Source organism: Bacillus sp. ZY-1-1, from assembly GCF_003047165.1.
GTDB lineage: Bacteria > Bacillota > Bacilli > Bacillales > Bacillaceae > Bacillus > Bacillus velezensis.
On sequence record NZ_CP027061.1, the window covers coordinates 1,694,433 to 1,705,773 of the forward strand.

The following is an 11,341-nucleotide window of genomic DNA, read 5'->3' on the forward strand; positions in this document are numbered from 1 at the left end:
TTACATGAATGCGAAACATTTTGAAGAATACATTGTGATCTCAGTGAAAACTGATATAATAAATGAGTTAAGCCCTTCTGTTTGAAGGGTTCTTTTCATAGCGAAGATGATTTTTAATAACCGGTTGAACAATTTTTTGTGAAAATGTAAGCGGCTGGATTGAAAGGAAGGGTACTATGGGTAAACCTGTCGTAGCCATTGTCGGAAGACCGAATGTGGGAAAATCCACAATCTTTAACCGGATTGCGGGTGAAAGAATTTCAATAGTAGAAGATACCCCCGGAGTGACGCGGGACCGGATATACAGTTCGGCGGAATGGCTGAATTATGATTTTAACCTGATTGATACGGGCGGAATTGATATCGGAGACGAGCCGTTTCTGACACAGATCCGCCAGCAGGCTGAAATCGCCATGGACGAGGCTGATGTGATCATCTTTATGGTGAACGGCCGCGAAGGTGTGACGTCTGCGGATGAAGAAGTGGCAAAAATACTGTACCGGACGAAAAAACCGGTCGTATTAGCCGTTAATAAATTAGATAATACCGAAATGAGAGCGAACATCTATGACTTTTATGCGCTCGGCTTTGGAGAACCGTATCCGATTTCGGGGACACACGGTTTAGGATTGGGAGATTTGCTCGATGCTTGTGCCGAGCATTTTAAAAACATTCCGGAGACGAAGTACAGTGATGATGTCGTTCAATTCTGCCTGATCGGCCGCCCGAATGTCGGAAAATCATCCCTTGTCAATGCGATGCTCGGCGAAGAGCGGGTTATCGTGAGCAACGTAGCCGGAACGACTAGAGATGCTGTGGATACGGCGTTCACTTACAATCAGCAGGAATTTGTAATCGTTGACACGGCGGGAATGAGAAAAAAGGGTAAAGTATATGAAACAACAGAAAAATACAGTGTGCTGCGGGCGTTAAAAGCCATTGACCGCTCAGACGTCGTCGGCGTTGTGCTGAATGCAGAAGAAGGCATCCTTGAGCAGGACAAGCGGATCGCCGGATATGCCCATGAAGCCGGGAAAGCCGTCGTCATTATCGTAAACAAATGGGATGCCGTTGATAAGGACGAGCGCACGATGAAAGAATTTGAACAGAATATTCGGGAGCATTTCCAATTTCTCGATTATGCGCCGGTGCTGTTTATGTCGGCACTGACGACAAAGCGGATTCATACACTCATGCCTGCGATTATTAAAGCGAGTGAAAATCACTCTCTCCGCGTGCAGACAAATGTCTTAAATGATGTCATCATGGATGCGGTCGCCATGAATCCGACTCCGACGCACAACGGCTCCCGTCTGAAAATTTATTATGCGACTCAAGTCGCTGTTAAGCCGCCGAGCTTCGTTGTTTTTGTCAACGATCCGGAACTGATGCATTTTTCTTATGAACGCTTTTTAGAAAACCGAATCCGGGACGCTTTCGGATTTGAAGGTACGCCAATTAAAATATTTGCAAGAGCAAGAAAATAAAAAGGTGTGATACAGAGATGAAAAAAGTGGCAATGCTTGGAGCGGGAAGCTGGGGCACTGCACTTTCTTTAGTGCTGGCTGATAACGGACATCAAGTCATGATGTGGGGACACCGTGCCGAATTGATCGATCAAATCAACGAACTGCATGAAAACAAAGATTACCTGCCGGGTGTGGAGCTATCAAGTTCTATCATCGGGACAGCCGATTTAAGCGAGGCTTTAAAAGGAGCTGACTTCATCATTGTGGCAGTACCGACAAAAGCCATTCGGGAAGTGCTGAAAAAGGCTCTGCCGTACATCCCGAAACAATCGATTTTTGTTCATGTCAGCAAGGGAATTGAGCCGGATTCGCTTCTCCGCATTTCAGAATTAATGGAGGAGGAGCTGCCTGAGGAGTACAGAAAAGACATCGTCGTGCTTTCAGGGCCGAGCCACGCTGAGGAAGTCGGATTAAGACACCCGACGACTGTTACATCATCTTCAAAAAATATCAAGGCTGCAGAAGCGGTTCAGGATTTATTCATGAACCAGCATTTCCGCGTCTATACAAATCCCGATATGATCGGTGTTGAAATAGGGGGAGCGTTAAAAAATATCATCGCTCTTGCAGCGGGGATTACAGACGGATTGGGATACGGAGATAATGCAAAAGCGGCCTTAATCACCCGAGGTCTTGCTGAAATCGCCAGACTCGGCACAAAGATGGGCGGAAATCCGCTCACCTTTTCCGGCCTGACCGGCGTAGGCGATTTAATCGTGACGTGTACAAGCGTTCATTCCCGAAACTGGCGCGCCGGCAACCTGCTCGGCAAAGGATATAAGCTGGAAGCTGTCCTGGATAAGATGGGGATGGTTGTTGAAGGCGTGCGGACGACGAAAGCTGCGTATCAGCTGTCTCAAAAATATCAGGTGAAAATGCCGATCACAGAAGCGCTTCACCAAGTATTATTTAATGGGCAGAAGGTAGAAACTGCCGTAGAATCCTTAATGGCCAGAGTGAAAACCCATGAGATGGAAGACTTGGTCAACACATTCGAAAACCGGGTGAAGTGACAATAACATGCCGTCAGCATATTCTGAAGTGACGAAAGTACAAAACGCAGAACTCTCCGGCTGAAATCGCTTAAAACATTTGCTGATTTAGGCAGAAGAGGATGCAGACGTACGCATCTACGCATACTATAGCATCGAAGTCCAAGAGAGTGTATCTCAGACGTACAGGTGAATATAGTCAACTTGACTGAAGCAAAGTCCCCCTCTTTGCTTCAGTTTTTTTGTTTTTTCAATAGATGGAAAACCTGTTGATCTTTTCAACATTTGTATATTAAAATGAAATATAACGCTTACAATGATGGGACGGGGGGCACGAACTTGAGTGTGGCATTGATGAAAATGTGGTTTGCGCTTGGTGCTATGGGATTAATGTTTGTTGCGGTCGCCTCTATTTATGTCAGCAGGTACAAAGTGAAAAACAAACTGATAAAAGCAGCGGTTTCTTCACTCGCTTATGCCTGCATGGTCATCTCGGGATTGATCGTGTTAATGGTCGTTTTCAGCGGGCCTGTCAATGAATAAAGCCAAAAGGGGGCGCGGAATGCATAAGTTAAAAATGGCCGTCATAACGGCAATGGCGGTGCTTCTGCTGTCGGGCTGTCTGTACCCTGAAGCAAAAAAAACTGAAAATAAAGTATCTTACAAACATCAGCTTCAGCAGGTGCAAGCGGCAGTGGATGAATTTAAAAAGGCGAACGGCGGACTTCTGCCGATTCAGACAAAAGATATGAAAACACCGCTCTATCAAAAATATCCGATAGATTTTAAGCGGCTCGCGCCCAGATACATCGAGGAGCCGCCGGCCTCAGCTTATGAAAGCGGAGGAATGTACCAATACGTGCTTGTCGATGTGGAAAATAAGCCGACCGTCAAGCTGGTCGATCTCCAAATGGCGGAAGCAATCCGCGACATGAAGCTGCGTGTCAAAATGTATCAGGAAAAGCATACATATCCTCCCTATGAGGACGCTGTTTCAAAAGGGCTGTTCACTTTAAATAAAAAAAAGCTCGGCATGAAAGACTCTCCTTCAGTCAAAAGTCCGGTTTCAGGCACGTCTCTGCCGCTTTTAATCGGCGCTGACGGAGAAATCTATGCCGACTATCGCGTCGATCTCGCCCGCTGCCTGAAGGAAAACAAAAAGAAAATCAAACCGGGCGCGGAAATTCAGGATATTTTATGGAAAGAGACTCCTTTCGTCCCGGCCTTTTCAGTCACATACACCGTAAATGAAAAACAGGAACCCGTTTTTTTAGAAAGTCAAACGAAACAGGAATGAACCTTTTTCCCGCGCATACAAATAGGGAGAAAGGTTTTTTTGATTTTGATAGAAAAGACTGCCTGAAAATTTTCTAAAGATGTCATATTGAAATAGGACAACGTCATACACATATAGTGTCCTGTATTTGATTGGAGAATGGTGAATGAAAAATGATAAGGATAGGAAGTCCGGGAGGGGATCACTTGGAAAAGGTCGATATTTTCAAGGATATCGCTGAACGAACAGGAGGCGATATATACTTAGGAGTCGTTGGCGCTGTCCGTACAGGGAAATCTACATTCATTAAAAAATTTATGGAGCTTGTGGTGCTCCCGAATATCAGCAATGAGGCCGACCGAGCGCGGGCGCAGGATGAGCTTCCGCAAAGCGCAGCAGGAAAAACGATAATGACCACAGAACCAAAATTTGTCCCGAATCAAGCCATGTCCGTTCATGTCGCGGAAGGACTTGATGTCAACATCCGTCTTGTGGATTGTGTGGGATATACGGTTCCCGGGGCGAAGGGATATGAGGATGAAAACGGTCCGAGAATGATCAATACACCTTGGTATGAAGAACCGATTCCCTTTCATGAGGCTGCGGAAATCGGTACGAGAAAAGTCATCCAGGAACACTCCACAATCGGGGTCGTCATTACGACAGACGGCTCAATCGGCGATATTGCGCGGGGCGATTACGTGGAAGCGGAAGAAAGAGTCATCGACGAGCTGAAGGAAGTCGGCAAACCGTTTATTATGGTCATCAACTCGGTAAAACCGTACCACCCGGAAACAGAAGCGCTCAGAGCTGAATTAAGCGCGAAATATGATATTCCCGTCCTCGCCATGAGTGTTGAAAGCATGCGGGAAACAGATGTGTTAAGCGTCCTCAGAGAAGCGCTTTACGAGTTCCCTGTGCTGGAAGTCAATGTCAACCTTCCGAGCTGGGTCATGGTGCTGAAAGAAAATCATTGGCTCAGAGAGAGCTACCAGGAATCAGTGAAAGAAACCGTAAAAGATATTAAACGCCTGCGCGATGTCGACCGGGTTGTCGGCCACTTCAGTGAATTTGAGTTTATTGAAAGCGCCGGATTGGCCGGAATCGAACTTGGCCAGGGTGTCGCAGAAATTGATTTGTATGCGCCGGATCATTTATATGACCAGATTTTAAAAGAAGTGGTCGGCGTTGAAATCCGCGGGAAAGACCACCTGCTTGAATTAATGCAGGACTTCGCCCACGCGAAAAAAGAATATGATCAGGTATCAGATGCGCTGAAAATGGTGAAACAGACCGGCTACGGCATTGCCGCCCCGGCCTTAACCGATATGAGCCTTGATGAACCGGAAATCATCAGGCAGGGATCAAGGTTCGGAGTAAGGCTGAAAGCGGTCGCTCCGTCCATTCATATGATCAAAGTGGATGTGGAAAGTGAATTCGCACCGATCATCGGGACAGAAAAACAAAGTGAAGAGCTTGTCCGCTACTTAATGCAGGACTTTGAAGATGATCCGCTTTCTATCTGGAATTCCGATATTTTCGGCAGATCATTGAGCTCTATCGTAAGAGAAGGAATCTCCGCAAAACTGTCACTCATGCCGGAAAATGCGAGATACAAACTGAAAGAAACGCTGGAGAGAATTATTAACGAAGGCTCAGGCGGCCTGATCGCCATTATTTTGTAAGCTGAAGGACCTCTTCCTGAAACGGGGGGTCTTTTTTTATTCTTTTTAGATACTGGAAATCAATCAAGGATTAGGAGGAAAAAAGCAAAAAAAGGAATATTTGTTCGGTAAAACACGTGAAAACCTTGACGAGCAAGGGATTGAGGCTTTAAAATGCTTGATATGGCTTTTTATATGTGTTACTCTACATACAGAAAATCTTCACTTTGTTGGACAAACATTCCTCAAAGTGTCTGTTTTCTTATGAAAAGCCGTTTACTTGTCTGTTCTTCCCTGCTTTGATTTTTTATCAGACAGGTTTAGAATCAGGCTGAACTGTGAAGAAATGATAATAAACTGCTGATTTGATACCCTTTTGGGAGGAGGTGAAAGGCATGAACAAGACAGAACTAATCAATGCGGTTGCTGAAGCAAGCGAATTGTCTAAAAAAGACGCTACAAAAGCAGTTGATTCTGTTTTTGATACGATTTTAGATGCACTTAAAAACGGTGATAAAATCCAACTGATCGGTTTCGGTAACTTTGAGGTGCGCGAGCGTTCTGCACGTAAAGGACGTAACCCGCAAACGGGTGAAGAAATCGAAATCCCTGCAAGCAAGGTACCTGCTTTCAAACCAGGTAAAGCTCTTAAAGACGCTGTTGCAGGAAAATAATTGTGAATATAGATCGTGTATGCATCTGATACATACACTTTGTTTCTTCACAGAAAAGCCCCTTGATAAAGGGGCTTTTCATATTTAAGCAGCCCCGGTCACCGGGCAGGACTTTCGTTTTGCTTTTGGCGCGGCAAATGTGCTAGAATCGAAATTAAATGTATTCAATGGTGGAGGACACAGACAATGAAAGAAGTTAATAAAGAACAGATTGAACAGGCGGTTCGCCAGATTTTAGAGGCGATTGGAGAAGATCCGGACCGGGAAGGGCTTTTAGATACGCCGAAACGCGTGGCAAAAATGTACGCGGAAGTATTCTCGGGATTAAATGAAGACCCGAAAGAACACTTTAAAACCGTTTTCGGAGAAGACCATGAGGAGCTTGTTCTTGTAAAAGATATCGCGTTTCATTCCATGTGTGAACATCACCTTGTTCCTTTTTACGGAAAAGCGCATATTGCCTACATTCCGCGCGGCGGCAAAGTGACGGGCCTGAGTAAATTGGCGCGGGCGGTGGAAGCCGTCTCAAAACGCCCGCAGCTGCAGGAGCGCATTACTTCAACGATTGCAGAAAGCATCGTAGAGACCTTAGATCCCCACGGCGTCATGGTTGTCGTCGAAGCTGAGCATATGTGCATGACGATGAGGGGCGTAAGAAAGCCTGGCGCAAAAACAGTGACTTCCGCTGTAAGAGGTATTTTTAAAGATGACGCAGCGGCGCGTTCCGAAGTGTTAGAACATATTAAACGTGCGGATTAATAATGATAGAGGGTGCAGATATGAATTCAAAGCATTCAAGTGATTTTGTCGTCATTAAAGCGGTTGAGGACGGCGTGAACGTCATCGGTTTAACGAGAGGAACGGATACGAAATTTCACCATTCCGAAAAACTGGACAAAGGCGAAGTGATTATCGCTCAGTTTACTGAGCATACCTCTGCCATCAAAGTGAGAGGCAACGCCCTCATCCAGACCGCTTACGGAGAAATGAACAGCGAAAAAAAATAAGCCGGCTGTTTCCCGCTTTTGCCAAATGCCCGCAAACGGCGGGAGAATACAGCCAATTTCTTTTTTTTATGCTATAATGATACCTGCGTATAATAATGACGAGTAAATCTCATACATATTAGAATAAATGTGAATTTGGGGACAAGGGTGATATTTTTGCAAGACATCTACGGAACTTTAGCGAATCTAAATACGAAATTAAAACAAAAGCTGTCTCATCCTTATTTAGCGAAACATATTTCCGCGCCTAAAATCGATGAGGATAAGCTTCTTCTTTTTCACGCTTTGTTTGAAGAGGCGGACATTAAGAACAACGACAGAGAAAATTACATAGTAACTGCGATGCTTGTCCAAAGCGCCCTTGATACCCACGATGAAGTGACAACAGCCAGAGCGTTAAAGCGAGACGAAAATAAAAACCGGCAGCTCACCGTGCTTGCCGGCGACTATTTCAGCGGACTGTATTATTCGCTTTTATCTGAAATGAAGGATATCTATATGATTCGGACGCTCGCTACGGCAATTAAAGAAATCAATGAGCATAAAATCCGTCTGTACGATCGGTCTGTCAATGACTTGAATCAATTGATCGAAAGCATGGCGATTGTGGAAGCGGCCTTGTTTCACAGAGTGTCAGACCACTTTAATCTTCCGCGCTGGAAAGAGCTGGCGAGTGATTTTTTTGTATATAAGCGACTGATGAACGGCAATGCTATATTTCTCGATGTCATCGGCAATATTGTACAGTCAGGGAAATCAAAGGCTGACATAATGGAAGATAGCTTCCGAAAGGCAAAGCAAAGCATTGAAACGCTGCTGCCGCTCAATTCACCAATCCAAAACCTCATGCTGAACCGGCTTAAAGCGATCAGCCAGGACAAAACATATCATCAGAAAGTGGAAGAAGGGTAATCAACATGCAGGAGTCAAAAGAACAGCGCGTACACGGCGTGTTTGAAAAAATCTATAAAAATTATGACCAAATGAACTCTGTTATCAGTTTTCAGCAGCATAAAAAATGGCGCGATAAAACGATGCAGATCATGAATGTAAAAGAAGGCGCAAAAGCGCTTGATGTCTGCTGCGGAACGGCTGACTGGACGATTGCCCTCGCAGAAGCGGCCGGAAAAAGCGGCGAAATCAAAGGACTGGATTTCAGCAAAAATATGCTGAGCATCGGCGAGAAAAAAGTGAAAGAGGGCGGTTACAGCCAAATTGAACTTTTGCACGGAAATGCGATGGAGCTTCCTTTCGCTGATGATTCTTTTGATTTTGTCACCATCGGCTTCGGGCTGCGGAACGTTCCCGACTATCTGACCGTGCTGAAAGAAATGCGGCGGGTCGTCAAACCGGGCGGGCAGGTCGTATGTCTGGAAACATCCCAGCCGGAAATGTTCGGATTCAGACAGGCATATTTTCTATATTTTAAATACATCATGCCTTTCTTCGGAAAAATGTTTGCGAAGAGCTATAAAGAATATTCTTGGCTTCAAGAATCGGCAAGAGAATTTCCCGGTATGAAAGAACTTGCGCGTCTGTTTGAAGAAGCGGGCCTGACGAATGTCAAATACCATTCGTTTACCGGCGGAGTGGCCGCTACGCATATCGGTTGGAAATGATGAATATACAGATGTTTGGGTGAATGATATGAAATTTAAAATGGCCTATTCTTTTTTAAATGACGATATTGATGTGATCGAAAGGGAACTTGAGCAAACGGTGCGGTCAGACTATCCCTTGCTGAGTGAAGCCGGGCTCCATCTGCTCCAGGCGGGAGGCAAGCGGATCCGCCCTGTTTTCGTATTGCTTTCCGGCATGTTCGGCGACTATGACATTAATAAAATAAAATATGTTGCGGTGACGCTGGAAATGATTCATATGGCGTCCCTCGTGCATGACGACGTCATTGATGACGCCGAGCTGCGGAGGGGAAAACCGACCATCAAAGCCAAGTGGGACAACCGTATCGCCATGTATACCGGTGATTATATGCTTGCGGGCTCACTGGAGATGATGACGAGATTGGATGAGCCGAAAGCCCACCGGATCCTGTCCAAAACCATCGTAGAAGTATGCCTCGGAGAAATTGAACAGATCAGAGATAAATACAATATGGAACAAAACCTCAGAACCTATTTGCGCCGCATCAAACGGAAAACGGCTCTTCTCATTGCCGTCAGCTGCCAGCTCGGCGCCATCGCTTCGGGAGCTGATGAGAAGATTCACAAAGCATTATATTGGTTCGGCTATTACGTGGGCATGTCCTACCAGATTATTGACGACATTCTTGATTTCACTTCAACGGAAGAGGAACTGGGAAAGCCGGTCGGAGGGGATCTGCTGCAAGGAAATGTCACTCTGCCCGTTTTGTACGCGCTCCGTCAGCCTGAATTGAAAAATCAGCTGAAATTAATTAACAGTGAAACAACACAGGAGCAGCTCGCCCCCATTATTGAAAATATTAAACGCACAGACGCAATTGAAAAATCAATGGCCGTCAGTGACAGGTACTTAAAAAAAGCGTTTGAAAAACTGAATACACTGCCGAGAGGACGGGCGCGCTCATCATTGGCCGCCATCGCCAAATATATCGGCAAACGGAAATTTTAAATTCCTTTTACGAACAAGATGTGAACATTCTCCGCCCTGGATTGATTAATTGTCAGAAAGATGTTACGATTTCGGTGTGCAACTTGAAAGCCTATACATAATGATGGGGTGGAGAATCTTATGGAAAAAACTTTTATCATGGTAAAACCGGACGGCGTACAGCGCCAGCTGATCGGAGAGATTTTATCCAGATTTGAGCGTAAGGGCTTACAATTGGCAGGAGCCAAGCTAATGCAAGTTTCAGAACAGATGGCTGAAAACCATTATGCTGAACATAAAGGGAAGCCGTTTTTCGGCGAGCTTGTGGAATTCATTACATCAGGACCCGTATTTGCAATGGTATGGGAAGGGGAAAATGTAGTAGAGATCACAAGACAGCTGATCGGAAAAACGAACCCGAAAGATGCACTGCCGGGCACGATCCGCGGTGACTACGGCATGTTTGTCGGCAAAAATATCATTCACGGTTCAGACTCCTTAGAAAGCGCTGAACGGGAAATTGACATTTTCTTCAAACAGGAAGAGCTTGTACCGTATCAAAAATTAATGGCCGACTGGGTGTACTAAGCCGTCAGCCTTTCTTTTTCTCTTGTTATGAAAAGGTTTACATATTTTAAGAAAGACAGAGGCTGCGCTGCCCTGTCTTTTCATTTCTCACAAATCAGCCTGCGGGCTGATTTTTTTATTGAAATCGTACAAATTAGAAAGAAAACAGGCTATACTAGGACAAAAGACAGCGAGATTGGGAGAGAAGCAATGGAGCCTTACGACATTTTTATCACCAAGTGGAAACAAATAACCGGTGTTGATTTATCTTTATACAAAGAAGCACAAATGAAAAGGCGGCTGACGTCCCTTTATGAAAAAAAGGGATTCAAAGATTTTCAGGAATTTGCCGCCGCTTTGGAGAAAGACAAGCTTTTATTAAATGAAACATTGGACAGAATGACGATCAATGTTTCTGAATTTTACCGAAATTATAAACGGTGGGAAGTTCTTGAAACCTCAATTCTTCCGTTAATAAAGCATAACAAACCGTTAAAAATATGGAGTGCGGCCTGTTCAACGGGGGAGGAACCCTATACTTTGGCTATGATTCTCAGTCAGCAGGCGGGTTTGGCCGGATTTGATATATTGGCGACAGATATTGATGAAAAGGCGCTTGGCAAAGCCAAGCGGGGCATCTATCAGGAACGCTCGCTGCAAGAGGTGCCGGCTTCCGTGAAAAGCCGTTATTTCACCAAGCAGGCTGACAACAGTTATCAAGTAAAACAAGAGATTCAAAAAAACATCCGGTTTAAGCGGCACAACCTGCTCGCCGACAGCTATGAACAGGATTTTGATCTGATCGTCTGCCGCAACGTCTTTATTTATTTTACTGAAAAAGCAAAAGAAGAGCTGTATGTAAAAATGGCGGGCAGCCTGAAAAAGAACGGAATTCTGTTTGTCGGAAGCACAGAGCAGATTTTCAGCCCGGAAAAATTCGGCCTTGAGAGCACTGATACATTTTTTTATCAAAAAAGATAGAAGACATTTAATGAAAACTTGTGGTATAGTTTTACTTAAAAGCGTTAATGCGATGAAGGGAG

Annotated in this window: 13 protein-coding genes; all 13 read left to right on the forward strand. The window is 44.9% G+C overall.

Annotated elements, in window-relative coordinates; all coding sequences use genetic code 11:
* Positions 1-176: 176 nt before the first annotated feature.
* Positions 177-1,487 (forward strand): ribosome biogenesis GTPase Der, encoded by a 1,311-nt coding sequence (der, locus tag C5I45_RS08720; RefSeq protein WP_003153433.1) that lies wholly within the window; start codon positions 177-179, stop codon positions 1,485-1,487.
* Positions 1,488-1,504: 17 nt separating this feature from the next.
* A complete protein-coding gene (locus tag C5I45_RS08725; protein WP_003153434.1) occupies positions 1,505-2,542 on the forward strand; it encodes an NAD(P)H-dependent glycerol-3-phosphate dehydrogenase in 1,038 nt (345 codons plus the stop codon).
* Positions 2,543-2,860: 318 nt separating this feature from the next.
* Complete coding sequence (locus tag C5I45_RS08730) at positions 2,861-3,064, forward strand: DUF2768 domain-containing protein (RefSeq protein WP_003153435.1); 204 nt, start codon at positions 2,861-2,863, stop codon at positions 3,062-3,064.
* Between the two features lie 19 nt (positions 3,065-3,083).
* Positions 3,084-3,818 (forward strand): hypothetical protein, encoded by a 735-nt coding sequence (locus tag C5I45_RS08735; RefSeq protein WP_003153436.1) that lies wholly within the window; start codon positions 3,084-3,086, stop codon positions 3,816-3,818.
* Positions 3,819-4,003: 185 nt separating this feature from the next.
* Positions 4,004-5,482 (forward strand): stage IV sporulation protein A, encoded by a 1,479-nt coding sequence (spoIVA, locus tag C5I45_RS08740; protein ID WP_003153438.1) that lies wholly within the window; start codon positions 4,004-4,006, stop codon positions 5,480-5,482.
* Positions 5,483-5,856: 374 nt separating this feature from the next.
* Positions 5,857-6,135, forward strand: coding sequence for a non-specific DNA-binding protein Hbs (gene hbs, locus C5I45_RS08745; protein WP_003153447.1), 279 nt, complete (start codon positions 5,857-5,859; stop codon positions 6,133-6,135).
* A 186-nt stretch (positions 6,136-6,321) separates the two neighbouring features.
* Positions 6,322-6,894, forward strand: coding sequence for a GTP cyclohydrolase I FolE (folE, locus tag C5I45_RS08750; protein WP_003153448.1), 573 nt, complete (start codon positions 6,322-6,324; stop codon positions 6,892-6,894).
* A gap of 20 nt (positions 6,895-6,914) precedes the next feature.
* A complete protein-coding gene (mtrB, locus tag C5I45_RS08755) occupies positions 6,915-7,142 on the forward strand; it encodes a trp RNA-binding attenuation protein MtrB (protein WP_003153449.1) in 228 nt (75 codons plus the stop codon).
* A gap of 156 nt (positions 7,143-7,298) precedes the next feature.
* Positions 7,299-8,054 carry a heptaprenyl diphosphate synthase component 1 gene (gene hepS / locus C5I45_RS08760; RefSeq protein ID WP_003153451.1) on the forward strand — a complete coding sequence of 252 codons (756 nt, stop codon included), beginning with the start codon at positions 7,299-7,301 and terminating at the stop codon, positions 8,052-8,054.
* Between the two features lie 5 nt (positions 8,055-8,059).
* On the forward strand, positions 8,060-8,761 hold the full coding sequence (menG, locus tag C5I45_RS08765; RefSeq protein ID WP_003153453.1) for a demethylmenaquinone methyltransferase: 702 nt from the start codon (positions 8,060-8,062) through the stop codon (positions 8,759-8,761).
* Between the two features lie 28 nt (positions 8,762-8,789).
* Entirely contained in the window at positions 8,790-9,752 is a 963-nt protein-coding gene (gene hepT / locus C5I45_RS08770) for a heptaprenyl diphosphate synthase component II (RefSeq protein ID WP_003153454.1), read from the forward strand.
* Positions 9,753-9,872: 120 nt separating this feature from the next.
* Positions 9,873-10,319, forward strand: a complete 447-nt coding sequence (gene ndk, locus C5I45_RS08775) for a nucleoside-diphosphate kinase (protein ID WP_003153455.1) — start codon at positions 9,873-9,875, stop codon at positions 10,317-10,319.
* 189 nt (positions 10,320-10,508) lie between these two features.
* Entirely contained in the window at positions 10,509-11,279 is a 771-nt protein-coding gene (locus tag C5I45_RS08780; RefSeq protein WP_025852698.1) for a protein-glutamate O-methyltransferase, read from the forward strand.
* Positions 11,280-11,341: the final 62 nt, after the last annotated feature.

What these genes read in the sequence shown, in the direction of transcription:
- C5I45_RS08725 (WP_003153434.1), top strand. Translation starts at nt 1,505, where the DNA reads ATGAAAAAAGTGGCAATGCTTGGAGCGGGAAGCTGGGGCACTGCACTT.
- mtrB (WP_003153449.1), top strand. Translation starts at nt 6,915, where the DNA reads ATGAATTCAAAGCATTCAAGTGATTTTGTCGTCATTAAAGCGGTTGAG.
- folE (WP_003153448.1), top strand. Translation starts at nt 6,322, where the DNA reads ATGAAAGAAGTTAATAAAGAACAGATTGAACAGGCGGTTCGCCAGATT.
- menG (WP_003153453.1), top strand. Translation starts at nt 8,060, where the DNA reads ATGCAGGAGTCAAAAGAACAGCGCGTACACGGCGTGTTTGAAAAAATC.
- hepT (WP_003153454.1), top strand. Translation starts at nt 8,790, where the DNA reads ATGAAATTTAAAATGGCCTATTCTTTTTTAAATGACGATATTGATGTG.
- ndk (WP_003153455.1), top strand. Translation starts at nt 9,873, where the DNA reads ATGGAAAAAACTTTTATCATGGTAAAACCGGACGGCGTACAGCGCCAG.
- C5I45_RS08735 (WP_003153436.1), top strand. Translation starts at nt 3,084, where the DNA reads ATGCATAAGTTAAAAATGGCCGTCATAACGGCAATGGCGGTGCTTCTG.
- der (WP_003153433.1), top strand. Translation starts at nt 177, where the DNA reads ATGGGTAAACCTGTCGTAGCCATTGTCGGAAGACCGAATGTGGGAAAA.
- hbs (WP_003153447.1), top strand. Translation starts at nt 5,857, where the DNA reads ATGAACAAGACAGAACTAATCAATGCGGTTGCTGAAGCAAGCGAATTG.
- C5I45_RS08780 (WP_025852698.1), top strand. Translation starts at nt 10,509, where the DNA reads ATGGAGCCTTACGACATTTTTATCACCAAGTGGAAACAAATAACCGGT.